Below are 20,957 nucleotides of genomic sequence, written 5' to 3' on the forward strand. Positions count from 1 at the left end.
CTTCACCGGCCCCGGAACTCCGGCCCCCGCCGCTCCACGAACGCCCGCAGTCCGTCCCGCGCGTCCTCCGTCGTCATGTTGATCTCCTGGGCCCAGGCCTCCGCCGCGAAGGCGGTGGGCCGGTCCGTGTCGAGGGAGGTGTTCACGAGGTGCTTGGTCAGGGCCAGGGCGCGAGTGGGGGCGGAGGCCAGGCGGGTTGTCCATTCGTGGGCCGTTTTCTGCAACTCATCGTCCGGGACGGCCCTGTTGATCAGGCCCAGGCGTTCCGCGTCCGGCGCCGGGAGCGCGTCGCCGAAGAACATCAGCTCCTTCGCCCGGTGGGGGCCCAGCAGGCGGGGGAGGAGGTAGGCGCCGCCGGCGTCCGGTACCAGGCCCCGCCGTACGAACACCTCGATGAAACGGGCCGACTCGGCGGCCAGGACCAGGTCGCAGGCGAACGCCAGATGCGCACCCAGGCCCGCCGCCGTGCCGTTCACCACGGCGAGCACCGGCTTCTCGCAGTCCAGGACGGCCGCGATCAGGCGCTGGGCGCCGAGGCGGATGGTGCGGGCCACGTCTCCGGGCAGCCGTCTGCCTGTGCTGGTGCTGGTGCTCCGTAGGTCCGCTCCCGCGCAGAAGCCGCGGCCCGTGCCGGTCAGGACCACCGCCCGTACGTCCGGGTCCTCCGACGCCTCCGTCAGGCGGGCGATGAGGTCGTCCCGCATGGCCGGAGTGAGGGCGTTGAGGGAATCCGGGCGGTTCAGCGTCAGATAGAGGGCCTGGTCGCGGACCTCCCGCCGGAGATCATTTCGCCGGAGATCGTTCATTTGCACACCACCAGGGCGTCCAGCGCCACCGCCCCCTGCCCCCGCGGCAGCACCATCAGCGGGTTGATGTCCAACTCGGCGACAGACTCGCCCAGTTCCAGCGCCATGCGCTGGACCCGCAGGACGACCTCCACCAGGGCGTCCCGGTCGGCCGGCGGGCGGCCGCGGACGCCGTCCAGCAGGGCATGGCCGCGCAGTTCGGTGAGCATCGCGCGGGCCTGGTCCTCGCCGAACGGGGGGACGCGTACGGCGGCGTCGTGCAGGACCTCCACCAGGACTCCGCCGAGGCCGACCGTCACCGTCGGGCCGAACAGGTCGTCGTGCGTCATGCCGACGACCATCTCCACGCCCTGTTCGACCATCTGGCACACCAGGATCCCGTCCAGTGAGACTCCCTCATAGCGGGCGATGTCCATCAGCTCGCGGTAGGCGTCGCGGACCTGGCTGGCGGAGGTCAACCCAATCTTCACCAGGCCCAGTTCGGTCTTGTGGGCGATCTGCGCGCCGGAGGCCTTCATCACCACCGGGTAGCCGACCTGGGCGGCGGCGCGTACGGCCGCTGCTGCGCTGGTCACCAGCTGTTCGCGCGGGACCCGGATGCCGTAGGCGCGGAGCAGTTGTTTGGCCGCGTGCTCGCTGAGCTGCTGGCCGGGGCGCATCAGGGCCTCCGCCTTGCGGAAGGAGGGGGAGGGGGTGCGCGGGGCTTCGTCGAAGGGGGAGTGGTAATCGGTCACGAAGGTGTGGTGGTCCAGCCAGGCGCGCACCGCCGTCAGGCAGTTGCCCACCGTGCGGAAAGTGGCCACTCGGGAGGAGCCGAGCAGGGTCTCGCGGTACGCCGGCTCCGTGCCGACCGGTGAGCCCCACACCACGCACACCAGCTTGTCCGTCTCCTCGGCCGCCGCGACCAGGTCCGTCACGAGCTTGTCGCTGAGGGGTGGGAAGGGGCCGGTGATCGGGCAGATCAGGACCCCTATCGACGGGTCGGCGAGAAGCGCGTCCAGGATCTTGCGGCCGCGCCAGTCGCCCACCGGATGCCCGCCGTTGTCCACCGGGTTGGCCACGCTCAGATACTCGGGGATCCACTGATGCAGCTCTGCCTGCCTGGCCTCGGAGAGGCGGGGCAGCCGTAGCCCGGCCGCCGTGGCGAGATCGGCGGCATGGGCGCCGGTCCCGCCGGAGATCGAGTACACCGCGACCCCGTCCGCGAGCGGAGCCCGCGCCCGGGCCAACAGGGCGGCTGTGTCCTGGAGTTCGTCGAGACCGTCGACCCGTACGACCCCGAACTGGCGCATCGCCGCGTCCACCACGTCGTCGGCGCCGGTCAGCTTGCCGGTGTGCGAGGCGGCCGTACGGGCACCGGCCTCGGTGCGGCCCACCTTCACCGCGACCACCGGGACCTTGCGGCGGGCGGCGCGGTCGGCGGCCAGCAGGAAGGCGCGGCCGTCCTTCAGGCCCTCCACGTAACAGGCGATGGCGCCGACCTCGGGCTGCTCGGTGAACCAGGAGAGGAAGTCGGCGGTCTCCAGGTCGGCCTCGTTGCCGGTGGGCGCCCAGTGCGAGAGCCGGATGCCCAGCTCCTGGAGCGAGAACACCGGGCGGCCCTGGTGGCCGGACTGGGTGATGAGGGCGATCGCCGGGCCTTCCAGGTCCTCCCGGAAGCGCTCGAAGGCGTTCAGGTTGGTGTTCGGGCCGAGCAGGCGCAGACCGGAGCGGCGTACGGCTTCCGCGAGCCGCCGCTGGGCCTCCGCGCCCGCCTCCCCGGTCTCGGCGAATCCGGAGGCGAAGGCGACCGCGAACTTCACCTTGGCGTCCGCCAGTTCCTCGATCACCGGCAGCGGGTCGGCCACCAGCAGTACGGCCAGGTCGATCTGTCCGGAGGGCAGGTCGGCGACGGAGGCGGCACAGGGGATGCCGAAGACCGACGGGCGGGCCGGATGCACGGGGTGCACCCGCGCGCCGACCCGCTCGGCCCAGTCCAGCAGTTGCCGGGTGATCCCGGTGTTCGGCCGTCCCTCCGCGTCCGAGGCGCCGATCACGGCGACCGACTCGGGCCGGAAGAAGCGGGTCAGGTCCGGTACGTCCGCGTACAGCGGCCGCCCGCTGACGTCCAGGTCGTCGACCTGGTCATGGACGACAGGTCCGGGCCGCTGCTCGCCGCAGGCGATCACGCGGGCCCGGCGGGAGTCGGTGGTGAGGGTGCCGTGGGTTGATCCAAGCATCGGTCCGCCCGCTCCTGTGAGACAGCACAAGTAAACTGACGCTCTGTCAGATTACTGAACTGACGCAAGGTCAGGAACTGGTCGGACGTTCAAAGTTACTGACGGGTGCGCAGATGCCTTGCCGTCGCCTTCGCGATTCTCCCGGCGTCCAGCGCCATCTCCCGGAACATTCCGCTGATCGGGTTGGTGAAACCGGTGAAGTACAGACCGGGCGCCTCCGCGGACGTACGGCCGCCGTGCGCCACCGGCCTGCCCCGGTCGTCCAGTATCCCGAGATGCCCGACCAGACCCTCCAGCGCCCGCACATACCCCGTCGCCGCGATCACGGCGTCCGGCTCGATACGGCTGCCGTCGGCGAGGACGACCTTTCCGGGGTTCCCGTCCTCGAAGGACTCGACGGCGGCCACGACCTCCACCTTCCCCTTGCGTACGGCGTCGATCAGGCCGACGTCCTGCACCGGTACGGCGCCCTCCAGGACCCTGCTGTACAGGCCGGTGTCCGGGCGGGGCAGTCCCTGGACGGACAGGTCCGGCACGGCGACCTTCGCCTGCATCCGGCACAGCCGGTCCACGAGGCGCACCGGCAGCCGTCGTACCAGCACACCCGAGTACTGTGCGGGCCAGCCGAGTGTCGAACGGCGCACGAGGTGCGGGACGGTGCGGACGGCCAGCCGCACCCGTGCGGCCCCGCCCTCCACCAGGTCCACGGCGATCTCGGCGCCGGTGTTGCCGGCCCCGACGACCAGGACGTCCCGGCCGGTGTACGGCTCGGCGTCGCGGTAGTGACCGGCGTGCAGGAACTCCCCGCCGTAATCCGCGAGGCCCGGCCAGTCGGGGACGCGCGGGGTGTGGTTGTAGCCGGTGGCGACGACCACCGCGCTGCCGGTCAGCTCGCGCCCGCCGGAGGCGTGCAGCAGCCAGCCGTCGCCGTCCTCGGCGCGCTCGACACGGAAGACCTCCACGCCGGTGACGATCTCCAGCTCGTGGTGCTCGGCGTACCTCTCCAGATAGCGCACCACGTTGTCCCGGGAGACCCAGCGCCCGAACCTGCGGGGGATCTTGAGACCCGGCAGGGCGGACAGCCGCCGGGTGGTGTGCAGCCGCAGGCGGTCGTAGTGGCCGCGCCAGGAGGTGCCGAGACGGTCGGCCTTCTCCAGCACCACGGCCCGTATGCCCCGTGCCCGCAGCGCGTACGCGGCGGCCAGACCGCCCGGACCGGCGCCTATGACGTAGACCGGGCGGTCGGCGGGCGTGGCGGTGAGATGCACGGAGGCACAGCGAGAGACGGCCATGTTCCGGAGCGTAATCACACATCCGGTTGATGGGTCTCGGTCAAGACCGGAATTGGTTGCGGATTGATCACGCGTGTGGAGAAGTATGCGCTGCAAGTGACGTAGCCCACGTGGATAAGGCGAAAGTGCGCACTACTTCCCCGACGGATACCGCTGACCCCTGCCGGGAGGCTCGGCAATCCCTCGTATCTGACGTACCGTCAGATCTATGGACTCCATATGGCTCGACGGCGCGGAATGGCTGGCGGCGCTGCGGATCGGCCTCGGTCTGTGGTGGCTGGAGAGCTGGCGGCACAAGGACAAGAAGGCCTGGTTCGAGCGCGGCAGCGGCATCGCCTGGGCGGCGGGGGTCGCCGAGAAGCACCGCTGGGCGCCGGTGCGCACCGGCTTCGAGTCGATGGTGAAGCCGCATCCCAGGTTGATGGCGTACCTCGTCGCCTACGCCGAACTCTCCCTCGGCCTCGGCCTGATCCTCGGCTTCCTGACCCCGGTCGCGCTGCTGGGCGGCCTGCTGCTGAACGCGATCTACTTCGTTCTGATGATCCACGACTGGGCGGAGCAGGGTCAGAACTCGATGATGGCGCTGATCTCGCTGGTCGGCTTCTTCGGCATGTCCTGGCAGACCTGGTCGCTGGACGCCTGGCTGGGGTGGTCCTGATGGGGGCGGTACGGTACGACGTCCCCGAGCCCGACGCCTTCACGCGTCCCTACTGGGAGGCGGCCGCGCGGGGCCTGCTGCTGATCCGCCGCTGCGGGGCCTGCGGCCGGGCCCACCACTACCCCCGCGAGTTCTGCCCGCACTGCTGGAGCGAGCAGGTGACCTGGGAGGAGGCGAGCGGCCTGGCCGCGCTCTACACCTGGTCCACCGTGCACCGCAACGATCTTCCGCCCTTCGGGGACCGTGCGCCCTATGTGGCCGCGGTGGTCGATCTGGCGGAGGGGCCGCGGATGATGACGGAGGTCGTGAACTGCGCGGAGGGATCCCTGAGGGCCGGGATGGCCCTGCGGGTGACGTTCCGGGACGGAAAACCGGTGTTCGAGCCCGGCCGCTGAGCCCGATCCTGGGCGTATGCGCCCAGAGAACTGGCACCTCACCGAAGACCTCGACGCGTTCCTCTCCCACGCGGGCGACTTCCTGCGCTCCCAACCGGCCCTGCACACGGTGACGTTGACCGTGACGGACGCGCTGCGCCGCCGTGGACCGCACCTCTACGGCGCCGAGGCCCCGCTCTTCGGCGTCCTGGACGACGGCACGGTCCGCGCGGCCCTGCTCCACACCCCGCCCTTCCCCGTCCACGTCGGCCCGCTCGCCCCACCGGAGGCCGAGGCCCTGGCGGTCCGGCTCACGGAGCTGGGCCGCCCGACGTCCGGGGTCTCCGGCCCGCGGGAGACGGCGGAGGCCTTCGCGACGGCCTGGCAGCGGCTCACCGGTACGGCGGGTACGGTCCACCAGCGGCAACGCCTTTACGGGCTCGTCGAGTTGACCGCCCCTGAGCCTGCGCCGCGGGGCCGGGCGCGGAGCGCGGTCGCCGCGGACCGCGAGCTGCTGGAGCGCTGGTATCTCGACTTCAACGAAGACGTCGGACTCGGCGTCGGGCTCGACCCGGCCGAGTGGGCCGAAGTCCGCCTCGCCCACGGTGGCGTGACCCTCTGGGAGGAGGCCGACGGCACGCCCGTCTCCATGGCCGCGGCCACCCCGGTGGTCGCCGGCCAGGTCCGCATCGCCCCCGTCTACACCCCGGCCGGGCTGCGCGGCCGCGGCTACGCGGGCGCGGCCACGGCTCAGGCGAGCCGGGCCGCACGCGAGAAGGGCGCCTCGGAGGTGGTCCTCTTCACCGACCTCGCCAACCCGACGAGCAACGGCCTGTACCAGCGGATCGGCTACCGGCCGGTGGCGGACTTCACGGTGTGGCGCTTCGGGGCCGCGGAGGGGTGAGGTGGGTGCGGAGAAAGGGACTGCCACGCCTTCGAGTGACCGGGCTCGTCCGGCGGGACCGTCGGCTCACGGCCACAGCAAGCCCCGGCTCCAGCCGAACTCCGTGCTCCGGTACTCCAGGCGTACGTGCCGCCGGTCCGGGTCGCCCTGGAAGAACTCCACCGTATGCGGGCGCAACCGGTACAGGGTCCAGGTCGGGGACGGCTCGGCGGGGTGTTCGCGGGCCCGCTCCCAGGCGGCCTGTGATACCCGCCGCAGCTCGTCCAGCGAGGACAGCTCCTCGCTCTGCCGGCCGGTGAGCGCGGCGGCCAGGGCACCCGTGGAACGGGCGTGCAGATCCGCCTGGCTCTCCTCGGAGGGCGCGGATGTCACCGGTCCGCGCATCCGTACCTGGCGGCCCAGCGCCGGCCAGTAGAAGGCCAGGGCCGCGTACGGGTGGGCGATCAGGGCCCGGCCCTTGCGGCTCGTGGCGTGCGTGGCGAAGGACCAGCCGTCCGCGTCGGCGCCGTGCAGCATCACGATCCGTACGTCCGGCTTCCCCTCCTCGTCCACCGTGGCCAGCGACATGGTGTGCGGCTCCGGCTGCCCGGCCGCCACCGCGTCCGCGAACCAGCTCGTGAACAGGGCCAGCGGGGTCGGCGGGGAGGTGTCCGGGTCGAAGGCGGGCAGCGTCGTCGTCTCCGCGTCCCACACCCGCAGCGACCTCAGCAGCGCCGGGAGATCAGTTCCCATGTCTCCATGGTCACATCCGCCCCCGCAGGCTCACATCTGGCCTCGCACGCACCGCACTCACATCCGGCCTCGCATGTTCACACCTGCCCCCGCACGCTCAGACCTGGCCGAGATCCGACGACACCCACCTCTCGGGACGCATGTGGACCACCACCTGCTCCCCGTGGTTCTTCCAGGCGAAGTCGACGTAGCCGTCCACCTTCTCGGCCGGCAGATAGCGCGCCGAGATCTCCCGCAGCCCGTCGAACGTCGCCGGAGCCGTCTTCACGACCGGGCCCTCCACGGACACGTACCTGATCGTCGGCTCCACCCGCTCGACCATCAGCGTGAACCGGCCCGCCGCGCTGATCAGGGCGTACTTGCGGGACTCCCGCCCCGTCATGATCCACACGTCGCCGCCGGGCTCGTACCAGTACCAGATCGGCACGGCCAGCGGTGCGCGCCCAGGGCCCGCGTCCACCGCCAGGGCGGCGATGTGCGGCTCGGCCAGGAACGCCTCTCGCTCTTCGCGGGTCAGCGCCATCTCGGTCTCCTCCTGCGGCTCGTCCGTGCCCGGCGACAACACCGGCCGGTACGAGCCGTCTTCCCGTACGGCTCCCCGGCCGATCAGTTCCGGCCGAGCACCACCGTCCCGGACGAACAGAACCAACCTCCGGTCCCGGACGCCACGGCCAGCCGTGGCACGTCTCCGTCCCGCCGCCGCACCTGCCGCTCCCCGGCCTCCCCGCGCAGCTGCCGCACCGCCTCGACCAGCAGGAACAGCCCCCGCATGCCCGGGTGCTGGGCCGACAGCCCACCCCCGTCCGTGTTCACCGGCAGGTCCCCGCCCCGCACCAGCAGCCGGCCCTTCTCCACGAACGCCCCGCCCTCGCCCTTCCCGCAGAAGCCCAGGTCCTCCAGGGTCACCAGGGTCATATAGGTGAAGGCGTCGTAGATCTCGGCGAAGTCGATCTCGGCCGGGCGCACGCCTGCCCTGTCGAAGGCGAGGCGGCCGCTCACCGCCGCCGGGGACACGGTGAAGTCGGACCACTCGGACATCGCCGCGTGCGAGACGTGCTCGCCGGTGCCGAGGATCCAGACGGGGGTCGTACGGCAGTCCCGTACGTACTCCTCGGCCGCCAGCAGGACCGCCGCGCCGCCGTCCGAGCGCAGACAGCAGTGCAGCTTGGTGAAGGGGTCGGCGATCACCGGCCCGGTGAGGACGTCGTCGACGGTGATCGGGTCGCGGAACATCGCCTCCGGGTTCAGCGCCGCGTTGGCCCTGGCCTGGACTGCCACCTCCGCCAGCTGCTCGATGGCCGTACCGTGCTCGATCATGTGCCGGCGGGCGGCCATCGCGTACTTGGCGATCAGGGTGTGGCCGTAGGGGACCTCGAACTGGAGGGGTCCGCGGGCGCCGAAGGACAGGTCGCCGGTCCTCCTGCCCGCCTTGATGTCGGCGCGGGCGGTGGAGCCGTAGACGAGGAGGACGGCGCCCGCGTGCCCCGCCGCGATCGCGTCCGCCGCGTGCGCCGCCATGACCTCCCAGGTCGAGCCGCCGACCGAGGTGGAGTCCACCCAGGTGGGGCGCAGGCCCAGATACTCGGCCACTTCCACCGGGGCCAGCGTGCCGAGCCCCGCCGAGGCGAAGCCGTCGACCAGGGCGCGGTCGAGACCGGCGTCCGCGAGGGCGCGGCGGGCCGCCTGCGCGTGCAGGGTGTAGGCGGTGGCGTCGTCGACGCGTCCGCAGTCGGAGAGGGCCACGCCGACCACGGCGACCTTCCGGCTTCGGCGGCTCATGAGAGGGCTCCTCCCCCTGTGCATATCGTTGTGTCTCTCCTAATATGACGCATCGTCAGATATGGAGGGAAGGCCATGGACACGCGCCTCACCGCCGAGCAGGACGAGATCCGCCGCACCCTGCGCGAGCTGCTGCACAAGCGGTGCGGCCCGGCGGAGCTGCGGACCGCCGTCGACAGCCCGGCCGGACACGACCCCCTTCTGTGGACCGCCCTCGCCGACCAGCTCGGCCTGCCGGGGCTCGCCCTGCCCGAGCGGTACGGCGGTGTCGGCTGCTCGGCCACCGAACTTGCCCTGGCCTGCGAGGAGACCGGCCGCTCTCTCGCCCCTTCCCCCCTGCTCGCCACGTCCGTCCTCACCGCGCCGCTGATCCTGGCCCTCGGGACGGAGGCGCAGCGCGCCGAACTGCTGCCCGGGCTGGCCGCCGGCGCCCTCACCGCCGCGCTTGCCGTCCCCGGTCCGAGCCTCGCTACTGCCCTGGCTCTGACCTGCGCAAATGCCGGGTTCGCGGCCGGTGGCGGACGCGCCGGCGGGGTCCAGGCCCGGCGCGCCGACGGTGACTGGCAGCTGTACGGGCAGGTCGACCAGGTGCTGGACGGGCACAGCGCGGGACTGCTGCTCGTCGCCGCGCACACCGGCGGCTTCGCCCGGTCCCGGACCCGGCTGTTCCTGGTGGCGGGGGATGCGCCCGGTGTCGTACGGACCCGACAGACCGCGCTCGACGCCACCCGGCCGCAGGGGCGGGTCCAACTCCGGGATGTACGGGCTGAGTTGCTCGGTGAGGAGGGGGTGGAGGGCGAGGCTGTGCTGTCGGCGCTGGCCGCTCTGGGGGAGTCGGTCGCCGCCGTGCTCGCCTGTGAGGCCGTCGGGGCGGCCGAGCGCGTGCTGGAGCGGACGGTGGAGTACGTCGGGCAGCGCGAGCAGTTCGGGCGGCCTGTCGGTTCCTTCCAGGCGGTGAAGCATCGGCTGGCCGACGTGTATGTGGGGGTGCGGGCGGCGCGGTCGGCGGCGTATTACGCGGCGTGGGCGGTTGGGGTGGGGGCCGGTTCCGCCTCGGCTTCGCCTTCGCCGTCCGAGCCGTTCCCACCTGCACCATCCGCACTACTTCCGTCGTCGGGTGCGGGTGGCCCCGGCGGGGCATTCTCGCCGTCGGCGTCCGGCGGGGAGGCGTTCTCCCCGGGGCTGGAGGCGCGAGGGGCCGGTGGGCTGGCGCTTGCCCAGGGGCTGGAGGCGTTGCGGGGAGCCGCTGCCGAGGGGATTCAGCTGCACGGTGGGATCGGGTTCACCTGGGAGCACGACGCGCATCTGTACTTCAAGCGGGCGGCCGGGGACGAGCTGCTGTTCGGGCCGGTGCACCGGTTGCGGGACCGGGCCGCCGAGGTTGCCGGTCTCTTCGCGGGCGGCGAGGTGGCCGTCTGATGGCCGGCCTCGGGGTCCGCCTCGTGCAGCGGATGTCATCCACCCGCGCCTTCGCGAAGGTCGCCCCGCATGTGGTCCCGGCACTCGACCGGACCGTGCACCGGCTGACCCGGGGCCGTTTCCTGCTCAGCACCCAGATGCTCCCCGGCGTGCTCCTCACCTCCACCGGCGCCCGCAGCGGCCTGCCCCGCCGGACCCCGCTGGCCTGCATGCCGGAGGAGGACGGCAAGAGCTGGATCCTGGTCGGCTCCAACTTCGGCCGCACGGGCCATCCAGCCTGGACCCGCAACCTCCTCACCCACCCGGACGCCTCGATCAGCTGGAAGGGGCGGGACATCCCCGTCACGGCCCGGCTGCTGGAGGGGCAGGAACGGTCCGCCGCCTGGACGGCACTCCTGTCGTTCTGGCCGCCGTACGCCACGTACCAGGCGCGGGTGGACCGGGAGATCCGGGTCTTCCGGCTGACGCGCGAGGACGGCTGAGGTGTGTCCGACGGGTCATGGGGGTTCACCTGTTCGGACCATTGCCCGCGACGGTGAGCGTGACGGCATCCAACCTGGACGGAGGAGACCCGAACCCCGTCGCTTTGGAGGCTTCATGACCACCGTGTCAGATGCCGGCATCGATGTAATTTCCCGGCAGGTCATGCCTCCGGGCAGCCGCCTCATGCTCACGGCCCGGCTGAAGGTGACCACCAACGGCCCCGAGAGCACGGTGGACCTGACCGGGCAACTGCACCGGCTCGTGTCCGAGGCCGATGTGACCGAGGGGACAGTGCACGTGTACTGCGGGCACACCACCTGCGGGCTGCTCGTCAACGAACTCGACGCCGGCCTGGAGACCGATACCGGCCAGGCCCTCGAACGCCTCCTCCCGCACAGCGGCCGCCACCCCTACCGCCACGACAAGGACCGCACCCCCGAAGAACGGGCCCTGCACGGCGAGCGGGACAACGGCCACGCCCACCTGCGCGCCGTGATCGCCACCCACCCCGAACTGCACGTCCCCGTCACCAAGGGTGCGCTCTACCTCGGGCAGTGGCAGGCGATCATGCTGGCGGAACACGACGGCCCCCGCACCCGTGAACTCCTCGTCCGCGTCAACGACGACCTGAGCCACCCTGCCTGACCCAACCTCGGTCGCGGGCCTGTCCAGTGGGTCAGTCAAGGACCACGCCGTTGTGGAGATAGAGCGTTCGACCGGAGGTGAGTGCCGTCATCGCCGCTGTATAGCGGCGCCGGATGCGCTCGCCGAGCCGGCCGCCGGCCTCGTCGGGCGCGACGAACGCGGCCTCGGCCAGCTCCCCGTCCCTGGGGCGCAGCAGGTCGGCCTGGTCCTGGGACAGGGTTCCGCCGTCGAAAACGAAGGCGATCTGATCGTCCCAAGGGCCGTGCGGCGCCACCCAGTCCACCACCAGCAGCCCGCGTACGGTCACCCGTAGGCCGAGTTCCTCGATCAGCTCGCGCCTCACCGTGTCCTCTGGTGACTCGTTCGCCTCAGCCATCCCGCCGGGCAGGTCCCAGCCGGGCTTGTAGGTGGGGTTCACCAGGAGCACACGCCCCGCCGGATCGCGCAGCAGTATGTCAGCCGCGACGCGCTTACGGGCCTGCTTGGCGTTGCCCTCGGCCAGATAGGCGTTCCAGGCGTCGGTGTCGGCGGGGTCGGGAGCGGTGGGCCTCACGATGGGGTGCCTCCCGGTGACAGCGGGATCAGATCGGCCAGCAGCAGCATTCTGGCCCTGCGCGCATCGTCGAACCTCACCAGGTACTCACGTACCGGCTGATATGCCTTATGCGACACCAACAGTCGCCGTAACTCATCGAGTTGCTGCATGACCCGGACAGACCCGAGGGTCGGGCTGGTACTCAGTAGGCCGTGACCGGTGATCACCGCGGCGTCCAGATCGCCACGGCGCACGTGGATGTCCACCAGCGTGATCCGGCTCAGGGCGAGTGACCGGACCCGGCCCGCCTCCCGCAGCGCGACAGCTTGTTCGGCCTGCGTCAGCGCCTGGTCGTACTGCTCCAAGTCGCGCAGAATCAGCGCTGACTCGCTGGCCAGGGCGGCGCCGTCAAACGGGCTCAACCACGGGTGTCCGGCGTCGGATGCGCCGTCCAGGTCCCGCCGGGCAGCTTCGAGTGCACGGGCGGCCGGAGTGTGCTGCTCTGCGGCGGCCAGGGCGCGGGCCTGCCTGGTGTGTAACCGGGCGCCCAGCTCTGGAATTCGTGGCCCCTGTTCGGCGAGGGCGAGCCCGGTCCGGGCCCAGCCCGCGGCCCCGGTCGCGTCGCCAGTCTCCAGCGCGAGGTGGCTGCTGCTGGCGGCGATGTGTGCGGCCAGCGAAAGGTCACCGGAGGCGCGGGCCAGAGGAAGGGCGCGGGCGAAGTGCGCTGCGGCGCGGTCGTCGTGCCCGGAGTCGTGGGCCATCCATCCGGCCATCTCCGTGAGCGCTGCCGCTGCCGCGAAGACCTGCGGCCCGCTGCGCAGGTCGACCAGGCGCGGCGCCACCCGATCACTGAGGTGCCGCACGACCGCTCCGTACAACCGGCCGCCGCCGGCCAGCCGGTCCGCGCTGCGGAAATGCTCCACCGCCTCCAAGTCGTCACCATCCGGCGGATGATCGGCCGCCCGCTGATGTTCGGCATTCGCCGGCGGCGGCTCCCAAGACCGGCGCGCCAGCCCGAGCAGGTGACCGGGGATGTGAAAGGCGTCGGCGATCTGCTCGAACACCGTTAGCCTTTCCACCCGACTCTTGCCGTTCATGTACTCGTACAGCCGACCCTGCGTGATGTCGACGGCCGCAGCGATCCGCCGGGTGCTTACGCCTCTCCCGTTGAGCATGCGGAAGACGGCACCCATGTCCCGCTCGGCGCAGGCGCGGAGCAGTCGCTCATCACTGAGTAGCCCAGCCGTGATCGCGCGTGGGTCCGGCGGTGACTGCTGGTTCATCTGCGACTCCCACGAGTAGCGGCGAGTCGATGCTATGCCCAACGGCCCTGGGTGACTCCGGGTTGGAGTCACCTTGTGGAGTCTCCCCGCCCGTCCCCAGAGTCGTTGACTGTCTGTCAGCCGCCAGGGAAACGCACCCGTGGACACCTCCCTGCTGGCCGCCCTGCCGCAGGTCTCTCCCCGAGGCACGACGGCGGGGGGTCCCCTCCGCCCCGACCAAGGCGTTGACGATGACCATGGCAACCGTACAGCCGCATGTTAATGACCACCCCGGCTACAACGTGACGTTGAGCTCCGAGGCAGCCGCCGTCCCGGAAATCCGGCGCCTCGCCCGCACCGCATGCGCCGCGTGGAACCTCTCCGACGAAGCCGCCAACACGGCCGAACTCCTTATCTCCGAGATCGCAACCAACGCCCTCAAACATGGGCGCAGCTGCTCGATCCGCGTGAAGGTCGAGCGCCCCTGCACCGACCGGGTACGGGTGTCCGTCGTCGACAGGTCACGCTGCCTGGCAGAACTCCGGCAGGCGGCCGTGGAGGACGTCTCCGGCCGCGGCCTGCTCATTGTTGATGCGCTCTCCGACCGATGGGGCAGCGACCTCCTGCCCTGGGGGAAACGAATGTGGGCCGAGATCGTGGTGAAGGTGGAGGACGGCCGGTGACCGGCCGCCACCGGATGCCGTCGTTCGATGGCGTGGTCGCCGGAGCTGGACTCCTGGGCGCTGTCGCCGCCGGGCTCGGGCTGGTGGTGTCGATGTTGTCTACCGGCATCCGCGCGAAGCCCGAGCTGGCCGTGCACTCGGCTCCGGGCGCGGAGCCGGATGCAACGACCTTCGCCGCACCGGACCGACCTCACAGACCCGCATGCCGCCGCGCACAGCACACCACCCCCTGACCGCCTCGGGGCGGGGAGTGAATCCGAGCCGTGTGCCCCCGACGGCCCCCGCCTGTGGGCACGCAAACCATCCGCCCACCCGGGCGGGTTGGCCCATGGGCCGCACTGTCCCTGTCGGTCCCGGGCCCCTCTCGCCGTCTGGAACCCCGGACGGCGGCTGCCACTGTTGGATCAACTGAGAGACGAGGAGACTCATGCAGCCCTTGGCGTCACTGGATCAGGTCAAGCCCTGGGGCCTCGGACGCATGCGGGCCTACCCCGCTGCGGCTGTCCTGCCCGCCGCCCAGCCCGTCCTCGACCTGCACACGCAGATCGTCACCTGGGTCGACCCCGACGGCGCGCCCATCCCTGTGGGGGCCAGGCACAAGAGGTCGGAGACCTCGCAGGAGACGAGCACGAAGACCAGCCTGGACGGTACCCCGGACCAGGGCAGCGACCAGCAGGGAGACTCTGACTGATGGCCGCGGGTGGGCCGCCCGTCCTCGTCGTCACGCGCCTGGACGACGTGACCGCGGATGAAGTGATCACCGAACTGAACCGGCGCCGTGTACCAGTGGTCCGCCTGGACCCCGGCGACTTCCCCCGCGAGATCACCCTGTCCTGTACCTTCGGCGGCACCGGACCCGGAGGCACCCTCGTCACCGCGTCCCGCACCCTCGACGTGGGGAACGTCCGCTCGGTGTACTGGCGGCGGCCCACTCCCTACACCGCCGACCTCGCCCTGGAAGCGCAGGCCGCCCGTTGGGCGGTCGAAGAGGCCCGTTACGGGCTCGGCGGCATCCTTGCCGCCCTCCCCGACACCCACTACGTCAACCATCCTTGGCGCAACCGCGATGCAGAGTACAAGCCTGCACAACTCGCCACCGCCGCCCGCTGCGGCTTCACCGTCCCCCCGACCCTGATCACCAACGACTCCATCCAGGCACGGGACTTCATCACGAACCACGGGCCGGTGATCTACAAACCGCTCAGGGAGACCGAGTGCACCGACGACACCGGGCGCTCCCTGACCGTGTGGATCGAGGACGTCACCCCCGACCAGATCGACTCCAGGATCCGGCACACCGCCCATCTCTTCCAGCAGCGGGTCAGCAAGACGGCCGACATCCGGCTCACCGCCGTCGGCGACCACCTCACCGCTGTCCGTATCGACGGCTCACCAGGCGTGGACTGGCGCCGCCACTACGACGCGCTCACCTACTCGCCGGTGCCAGTCCCCCCGGAGATCGCCAACGGCGTACGCGCCTACCTCGACGCCTTCGGCCTCGTCTTCGGCGCCTTCGACTTCGGCCTGGCCCCTGACGGGGGCTGGCACTGGTATGAGTGCAACCCCAACGGCCAATGGGCCTGGTTTCCCGACCACATCACCACCCCGATCACCCACGCCATCGCCGATCAGCTCCAGCACCGCGAAGGAAGCGCATGACCACCGCAGCCGCCCTGCGCCGTGAACTCGCCGGCGCCATCCACGTGGACGATCCCGTATGGCGACGGGCCCTCTCCGCGGTTCCGCGCGAACTCTTCCTCGGTGAGGCCGTTTTCCGGCCCTCCACCGCCGGGTGGGAACCCGTCCACCGCGAACAGCTCGGCGACGACGAATGGCTGAGCCTCGTCTACCAGGACACCACCTGGGTCACCCAGATCGACGGCATCGCCGCGACCGACGCCCCTGGCCCTCTGACCGGTCGCCCCACCTCGTCCAGCACACTGCCGTCCCTGATCGTGCGCATGCTTGACCTCGCAGGCATCCGCGAGGGGGACAAGGTGCTGGAGATCGGCACCGGCAGCGGCTACTCCACCACCATCCTGTGTCACCGCCTCGGCGACAAGGCGGTGTACTCCATCGAGTACGACCCCCACCTGGCCGCTCTCGCCGCAGACCGCATCCACGCCGCCGGACACCACCCCATCCTCATCACCGGAGACGGACTCGCCGGCTACAAGGGCGGTGCCGAATACGATCACATCGTGGCCACCTGCGCCGTCCGCCATATTCCCCCGGCCTGGCTCTACCAGATCCGCGACGGTGGCACCATCACCACCACCATCGGCGGATGGATGCTCGCCTCAGGCCTCATCCGCCTCACCATGAACGAGGACGGGACCGCCACCGGCCGCTTCGCCGACGACCAGATCGGCTACATGCTCGCCCGCCCCCACGAGCGACCGCCCCGCCCCACGTTCCACCAGCACCCGGGCCACACCCGCGCCACTCGCGTGGACCCGGCCCTCCTGGACGACTGGACCGGTCACTTCCTCGCGCAACTCGCCGCGCCCTCGGCCGAACTCATGGCCACCGGAGACGGAGTGATCCTCGTCGACGTCGCCACCGGATCCCAGGCATGGACGGAACCCGCCGCCGACGGGTGGACCGTGCACCAGCACGGCCCTCTCAACCTCTGGGACCAGGTGGAAGACGCCCTGACCACGTGGCGGAGTGCAGGCTCACCTTCACAGTCCGACTTCGGCATGACCGTGGAGACCGACAACACCCAGCGGGTATGGATCGGCACCCCTGACGGTCCCTCCTGGGACCTGCCCGGCTGAGCACTACCAGCAGGGAGCCCGTAACACAGGTTTCTCCCTCGGTCGGTCCCCGGTCAGTGCGACGAGACCTGGGTGCAGGCCACGTCGTACTGCGAGACCGAGTGGGCATTGCCGGAGTTCTGGGGCTGTTGGCCCGCGTAGTGGGTGCCGGCCGTGCCGTTGGGGTTGAAGGCGGAGCCGGGTGCGGCCTCGGCCTGTCCGGGGCGAGAGGGCTGGTCCTCGCAGGACTGGTTCGGCTGGCCGCCGCTTGCGAAGGCGGGGGCGGCGGCGATGCCCGCGGTGCCGGCCACCAGCGCGGCGGAGGCGACGGCGAGCGCGGCACGCTTCAGGAGCGTCATGACGGTCTCTCCTTTCAGGGCTGACCTTCCAGGGCTCACCTAGTGATACGTGCGCGGGCCAGGAAAGGATTGTCCGCCTGGCTACAGCGTCGCCAGGCGCTCCACCAGCAGGAACGCGCCGATTCCGAGCATCGCCGCGCCCGAGGTGCGGGTGACCGCGCGGGCCGCCGCCGGGCGGGCCGCCAGCAGGACGCGGGACAGGGCGCCGACGCTGAGGTACACCGCCGCGCAGCACGCCATGTGGAGCAGGCCCAGGGTTGCCGTCTGGGCGGGTATGGGCAGGTGGGTGCCCTTGAGGGTGAGGAACTGGGGGAGGACGGAGAGGTAGAGCAGCAGGCCCTTGGGGTTCAGGCCGCTGATCGTGGCGCCGCGCAGGAAGTGCCGTCCGTCCGTACCTGAGGTCTCCTCGTCCGCTCCCGGGACGGCAGGGCGGCGCAGGACGCCCCAGCCGAGCCAGAGGAGATATCCCGCCCCCGCCACCGTCAGGGCCGTCAGCAGTTTGGGGGAGCCTGCGACCAGGACCGCCAGGCCCGCTGTCGCGAGGGCCGTGTGCAGGGCGTAGCCGGAGACCAGACCGGCCACCGCGCGGGGCACCGAGCGGCCGCGCAGGGCGGTCGCGATGACGTACGCCCAGTCGGCGCCCGGCACACACACCAGCAGCAGGTCCACAGCGAGGAAGGAGAAGAGCAGTCCCGAGTCCATGCTGGGGACATTAGGCGTGAATGGCCCGAAAGTGTTCCTGAAGTTTGCCCATAACGGGGCATGGCAGGGGAAGATCTTCTCCATGGATGACGTGGATAGAAAAATCCTTGCCGAGCTGCAGCAGGACGGGCGGCTGACCGTGACCGAGCTGGCCGCTCGTGTGCGGCTCAGCGTCTCGCCCTGCCATCGGCGGCTGCGTGAGCTGGAGCGCTCCGGGGCCATCCAGGGATACCGGGCGGTCGTGGACGCGGCCGCGCTCGGGCTGAACTTCGAGGCGCTGGTCTTCGTGTCCATGCGGCAGGAGGACCGGGACACGGTCGCCGAGTTCGAGCGGGCCGTCGGCGAGCTGGAGTACGTCCTCGACGCCCAGCGGCTGTTCGGCGAGCCCGACTATCTGCTCCGGATCGCCACCGCCGACCTCGCGGCCTTCCAGCGGCTGTACGACGAGCGGCTCGCGACCCTGCCGGGAGTGCAGCGGCTGACCTCGACGCTGGTGATGAAACACGTCGTACGGGATCGGCCGCTGCCCGCGTGACAGCGCATGGGAGTACATAGCAGCGCAGGCGGTGGCTCTGCCGCTCACGCGGGTGAACCACCGCCTGCCAGACAGGACTTGGGGGATGGAGCGCCGGGAAGGGGCCGAGCGTCTGTTACTTGGCCGGCTTCTTCCCGGTCACTCCCAGGTGCACCAACAGCGCCAGATTCGGCTTAAGTTCGGCCTGCTTCACACCCCAGGACTGGAAGCCCTTCTGGTGCGCCGCCACCGCCGCGAGCATCGCGACCAGCGAGCCGGCCACCGCCGCCGGGTTCACGTCCTTGTCGACCCTGCCCTTGGCCTGCAATTGGGCGATGGCGTCCGCCAGGGAGTTGTTCACCGAGTTCAGGATCTTCATACGGATCTTGTAGAACCGTTTGTCTCCCTCGGCCGCGCCGAGGTCGACGACCCTGAGGATCGCGTCGTTCTTGCGCCAGAACTCCAGGAAGCCGTCGACCAGTTCCTGGGCGGTCTGCCATCCCGATTTCCCGGCCCAGGACCTGCCTTCGAGCAGTTCGGTCAATCCGGCGCCCTCGGATGCCATGCGCTCGGCGATCTCCAGGACGGCGCCTTCGACGTCTGGGAAGTACTGGTAGAAGGTCGCGGGTGAAGTTCCCGCCTTCCGGGCGACATCGATGACCTTGACGTCCCGGTAGGGGGAGGAGCTGAGCATCTCGCTGAGGCAGTCGAGCAGCTTCTGCCGGGTCGCCTGCCCACGCCGGCCGGCCACGCGGCCGTCGACGGTACGCACTTGTCCTGTCATGCCGTCAGCTTACCGAGGGGTGATCGGAGCGCGATTCGGCCGAGTGCAAATGGGGTGCATGGGTGCTCTGAGGGTGGTGTGCCTGGTCTGCGCGGTGCGCGTGGCCCGGTTACTTTGGCGGCATGGCCGAAAACAGGGCATCCGCGAACGAATCCGCGGAAGGCGCAGAAGGCGCAGAAGATATGGAAGAGGCAGAAGAGGCTATAGGGGCTGAAGAGGTGTTTGAGGGGGAAGTGGTCGTAGAGGGGGAGGAGGTGTACGGCGAAGGTGTGCCCTGCTGGGTGGACGCCCAGCTGGCCGACGTCGAGGCGGGCAAGCGGTTCTACGGCGAGCTCTTCGGGTGGTCCTTCGAGGACGCGTACGGCTCCTCGGTGTGGGCCCTGCTGGGCGGGGCCCACGTCGCCTCGCTGGCGCCCAAGACGGACGGCCGTATGCCCACCGTCTGGACGGTCTCCTTCGCCACCCCGGACGCCGAGGCCCTCGGCCGGCGGATCACCGCGACCGGCGGTCGGGTGGTCATGGCCCCGTTCCCGGTGGGCGATCTCGGGGTCGCCGCCCTCGCCACCGACCCGGAGGGTGCGGTGTTCGGGCTGTGGCAGGCCGGCAGCCACCGCGGCTTCGGGCGCCGGCACGAGCCCGGCACCTTCGTCTGGGCCCAGCTCTACACCCGGGACACGGCCACCGCCAACGCCTTCTACGGCGGTCTCTTCCATGAAGCCCTGTTCGGCGAGGGCGCCCGGCCCGACTTCGGCCGGGCCGACGTCACCGACGTCTTCCCGGCCGAGATGCCCCCGCACTTCCTCGCCCACTTCCGGGTCGCCGACCTCGACGGCGCCCTGGGGGCCGTACAGCGGCTGGGCGGCCGGGTACAGGCGCCACCCTTCGAGACGTCGTACGGACGAGTGGCCGTCGTCACCGACAATCAGGGGGCGTCTTTCGCACTGCTGCAGCGCTGAGCGGTGCCGATCCGCCGATGACTCGGCGGCGACCCAACGGTGATTCGTCTGGTTTGGGTGGTTTAGCTATGAGACACCCCGATCATCACCGGGTTCGCAACCGGGCGCCCGGCCAGGAAGAATCGGGGTGCGTGCCGCCATGGCGGTGCGGTGGTGAGACGCTGCACTTCGGCCGCGTACATAGATGGGTGGCGCGGCTCGTACGGGGAGGTGGCAGGCAAGTGGTGGATCAGCTGACGCAGCACGATCCGCGGCGGATCGGGCCGTTCGAGGTGCTGGGGCGGCTGGGCGCCGGCGGCATGGGGCTGGTCTATCTCGCGCGCTCGGCGTCCGGCCGGCGCGTGGCGATCAAGACGGTGCGCACCGAGCTGGCCGAGGACCAGCTGTTCCGGGTCCGCTTCACCCGTGAGGTGGAGGCGGCCCGCGCGGTCTCCGGCTTCTACACGGCCGCCGTGGTCGACGCCGACCCGCGCGCCGCCGTGCCGTGGCTCGCGACCGCGTACGTCCCCGCGCCCTCCCTCGAGGAGATAGTGAACGACTGCGGGCCGCTCCCGGCCCAGGCCGTGCGCTGGCTCGCCGCGGGAGTCGCGGAAGCCCTCCAGTCCATCCACGGCGCGGGGCTGGTCCACCGTGACCTCAAGCCGTCCAACGTGCTCGTGGTCGAGGACGGCCCCCGGGTGATCGACTTCGGTATCGCCTCCGGCGTCTCGAACACCCGCCTGACCATGACGAACGTCGCCGTCGGCACCCCCGCCTACATGTCCCCCGAGCAGGCCAAGGACTCCCGCAGCGTCACCGGCGCCAGCGATGTCTTCTCGCTCGGCTCCATGCTGGTCTTCGCGGCCACCGGCCACCCGCCCTTCCACGGCGCCAACCCGGTCGAGACGGTCTTCATGCTGCTGCGCGAGGGCCCCGACCTCACCGGCCTGCCCGACGAGCTGCGCCCGCTCATCGAGGTCTGTATGCAGATGGAGGCCTCCGCCCGGCCCACCCCTGCCGACCTCCAGGCCCAGCTGGCGCCCCATCTCTTCGGCTCCGGCTCGGACGACAGCGGCACCGCCTCCGCCTGGCTGCCCGAGAAGGCCGTCGCCC

24 protein-coding genes are annotated in these 20,957 nt (G+C 71.0%); 13 read left to right on the forward strand and 11 right to left on the reverse strand.

From position 1 onward, the window contains the following. Positions 1-2: 2 nt before the first annotated feature. The 3 genes from M878_RS72610 to M878_RS72620 form a co-directional block, all read right to left on the reverse strand. A complete protein-coding gene (locus tag M878_RS72610) occupies positions 3-806 on the reverse strand; it encodes an enoyl-CoA hydratase/isomerase family protein (protein ID WP_023549470.1) in 804 nt (267 codons plus the stop codon). Beyond that, positions 803-3,025 (reverse strand): acetate--CoA ligase family protein, encoded by a 2,223-nt coding sequence (locus tag M878_RS72615; RefSeq protein WP_023549471.1) that lies wholly within the window; start codon positions 3,023-3,025, stop codon positions 803-805. Before M878_RS72615 ends, M878_RS72610 begins: the two co-directional genes overlap by 4 nt. Before the next feature lie 95 nt (positions 3,026-3,120). After that, positions 3,121-4,317: a flavin-containing monooxygenase gene (locus M878_RS72620; RefSeq protein WP_031225528.1), complete on the reverse strand. Its 1,197-nt coding sequence runs from the start codon at positions 4,315-4,317 to the stop codon at positions 3,121-3,123. A gap of 208 nt (positions 4,318-4,525) precedes the next feature. On the opposite strand from M878_RS72620, the gene M878_RS72625 reads away from it, so the two are divergent. Genes M878_RS72625 through M878_RS72635 form a run of 3 tightly spaced genes read left to right on the forward strand, consistent with a single transcriptional unit; the run spans position 4,526 to position 6,253 of the window. Further along, the gene (locus M878_RS72625) at positions 4,526-4,975 is read left to right on the forward strand and encodes a DoxX family membrane protein (RefSeq protein ID WP_023549473.1); all 450 of its coding nucleotides are present in this window, start codon (positions 4,526-4,528) and stop codon (positions 4,973-4,975) included. After that, complete coding sequence (locus M878_RS72630) at positions 4,975-5,370, forward strand: Zn-ribbon domain-containing OB-fold protein (RefSeq protein WP_031225529.1); 396 nt, start codon at positions 4,975-4,977, stop codon at positions 5,368-5,370. Before M878_RS72625 ends, M878_RS72630 begins: the two co-directional genes overlap by 1 nt. A 16-nt stretch (positions 5,371-5,386) precedes the next feature. Next, positions 5,387-6,253 (forward strand): GNAT family N-acetyltransferase, encoded by an 867-nt coding sequence (locus M878_RS72635; protein WP_023549475.1) that lies wholly within the window; start codon positions 5,387-5,389, stop codon positions 6,251-6,253. 66 nt (positions 6,254-6,319) lie between these two features. Here the strand turns inward: M878_RS72635 and M878_RS72640 are convergent, their stop codons facing one another. The 3 genes from M878_RS72640 to M878_RS72645 form a co-directional block, all read right to left on the reverse strand. Further along, entirely contained in the window at positions 6,320-6,985 is a 666-nt protein-coding gene (locus M878_RS72640; protein WP_023549476.1) for a pyridoxine/pyridoxamine 5'-phosphate oxidase, read from the reverse strand. Between the two features lie 97 nt (positions 6,986-7,082). Next, positions 7,083-7,508, reverse strand: a complete 426-nt coding sequence (locus M878_RS48560; protein ID WP_031225530.1) for a pyridoxamine 5'-phosphate oxidase family protein — start codon at positions 7,506-7,508, stop codon at positions 7,083-7,085. Positions 7,509-7,591: 83 nt separating this feature from the next. Continuing rightward, positions 7,592-8,764: a thiolase C-terminal domain-containing protein gene (locus M878_RS72645; RefSeq protein ID WP_023549478.1), complete on the reverse strand. Its 1,173-nt coding sequence runs from the start codon at positions 8,762-8,764 to the stop codon at positions 7,592-7,594. Between the two features lie 75 nt (positions 8,765-8,839). On the opposite strand from M878_RS72645, the gene M878_RS72650 reads away from it, so the two are divergent. From M878_RS72650 to M878_RS72660, 3 genes are all read left to right on the forward strand, one after another. Continuing rightward, the gene (locus M878_RS72650) at positions 8,840-10,183 is read left to right on the forward strand and encodes an acyl-CoA dehydrogenase family protein (RefSeq protein WP_023549479.1); all 1,344 of its coding nucleotides are present in this window, start codon (positions 8,840-8,842) and stop codon (positions 10,181-10,183) included. Further along, positions 10,183-10,665, forward strand: coding sequence for a nitroreductase family deazaflavin-dependent oxidoreductase (locus M878_RS72655; protein WP_023549480.1), 483 nt, complete (start codon positions 10,183-10,185; stop codon positions 10,663-10,665). Before M878_RS72650 ends, M878_RS72655 begins: the two co-directional genes overlap by 1 nt. Positions 10,666-10,780: 115 nt before the next feature. Continuing rightward, positions 10,781-11,311: a secondary thiamine-phosphate synthase enzyme YjbQ gene (locus M878_RS72660; protein ID WP_023549481.1), complete on the forward strand. Its 531-nt coding sequence runs from the start codon at positions 10,781-10,783 to the stop codon at positions 11,309-11,311. A gap of 31 nt (positions 11,312-11,342) precedes the next feature. On the opposite strand, the gene M878_RS72665 is transcribed toward M878_RS72660, so the two are convergent. Together M878_RS72665 and M878_RS72670 are read right to left on the reverse strand one after the other, a co-directional pair. After that, positions 11,343-11,864, reverse strand: coding sequence for an NUDIX domain-containing protein (locus M878_RS72665; protein WP_023549482.1), 522 nt, complete (start codon positions 11,862-11,864; stop codon positions 11,343-11,345). Next, the gene (locus M878_RS72670; RefSeq protein ID WP_245238176.1) at positions 11,861-13,039 is read right to left on the reverse strand and encodes an NsdA family TPR-like regulatory protein; all 1,179 of its coding nucleotides are present in this window, start codon (positions 13,037-13,039) and stop codon (positions 11,861-11,863) included. The genes M878_RS72665 and M878_RS72670 overlap by 4 nt, the downstream gene beginning before the upstream one ends. Positions 13,040-13,359: 320 nt before the next feature. Here M878_RS72670 and M878_RS72675 point away from each other — a divergent pair, with 320 nt between their 5' ends. From M878_RS72675 to tgmC, 4 genes are all read left to right on the forward strand, one after another. Further along, positions 13,360-13,791 carry an ATP-binding protein gene (locus M878_RS72675; protein WP_031225533.1) on the forward strand — a complete coding sequence of 144 codons (432 nt, stop codon included), beginning with the start codon at positions 13,360-13,362 and terminating at the stop codon, positions 13,789-13,791. Positions 13,792-14,218: 427 nt separating this feature from the next. Next, complete coding sequence (locus M878_RS72680; protein ID WP_023549485.1) at positions 14,219-14,482, forward strand: putative ATP-grasp-modified RiPP; 264 nt, start codon at positions 14,219-14,221, stop codon at positions 14,480-14,482. Further along, positions 14,482-15,450, forward strand: a complete 969-nt coding sequence (gene tgmB / locus M878_RS72685; protein WP_023549486.1) for an ATP-grasp ribosomal peptide maturase — start codon at positions 14,482-14,484, stop codon at positions 15,448-15,450. Before M878_RS72680 ends, tgmB begins: the two co-directional genes overlap by 1 nt. Next, positions 15,447-16,571 (forward strand): ATP-grasp peptide maturase system methyltransferase, encoded by a 1,125-nt coding sequence (gene tgmC / locus M878_RS72690; protein ID WP_023549487.1) that lies wholly within the window; start codon positions 15,447-15,449, stop codon positions 16,569-16,571. The genes tgmB and tgmC overlap by 4 nt, the downstream gene beginning before the upstream one ends. Positions 16,572-16,624: 53 nt before the next feature. Here tgmC and M878_RS72695 read toward each other — a convergent pair whose 3' ends face one another. Continuing rightward, positions 16,625-16,909, reverse strand: a complete 285-nt coding sequence (locus M878_RS72695; RefSeq protein ID WP_023549488.1) for a hypothetical protein — start codon at positions 16,907-16,909, stop codon at positions 16,625-16,627. A gap of 81 nt (positions 16,910-16,990) precedes the next feature. Then, positions 16,991-17,611: a LysE family translocator gene (locus tag M878_RS72700; RefSeq protein WP_023549489.1), complete on the reverse strand. Its 621-nt coding sequence runs from the start codon at positions 17,609-17,611 to the stop codon at positions 16,991-16,993. Between the two features lie 82 nt (positions 17,612-17,693). On the opposite strand from M878_RS72700, the gene M878_RS72705 reads away from it, so the two are divergent. Next, positions 17,694-18,146, forward strand: a complete 453-nt coding sequence (locus tag M878_RS72705; RefSeq protein ID WP_023549490.1) for an Lrp/AsnC family transcriptional regulator — start codon at positions 17,694-17,696, stop codon at positions 18,144-18,146. Positions 18,147-18,261: 115 nt separating this feature from the next. Here M878_RS72705 and M878_RS72710 read toward each other — a convergent pair whose 3' ends face one another. Further along, entirely contained in the window at positions 18,262-18,909 is a 648-nt protein-coding gene (locus tag M878_RS72710; protein WP_245238177.1) for a TetR family transcriptional regulator, read from the reverse strand. A 254-nt stretch (positions 18,910-19,163) separates the two neighbouring features. Between M878_RS72710 and kbpA the strand changes: the two genes are divergently transcribed. Both kbpA and M878_RS72720 read left to right on the forward strand, forming a co-directional pair. Beyond that, on the forward strand, positions 19,164-19,865 hold the full coding sequence (kbpA, locus tag M878_RS72715) for an AfsK-binding protein KbpA (protein ID WP_031225534.1): 702 nt from the start codon (positions 19,164-19,166) through the stop codon (positions 19,863-19,865). Between the two features lie 221 nt (positions 19,866-20,086). Next, a partial coding sequence (locus M878_RS72720) for a serine/threonine-protein kinase (protein WP_023549493.1) occupies positions 20,087-20,957 on the forward strand: 871 nt, incomplete at its 3' end.

Source organism: Streptomyces roseochromogenus subsp. oscitans DS 12.976 (assembly GCF_000497445.1).
Classification (GTDB): Bacteria; Actinomycetota; Actinomycetes; order Streptomycetales; family Streptomycetaceae; genus Streptomyces; species Streptomyces oscitans.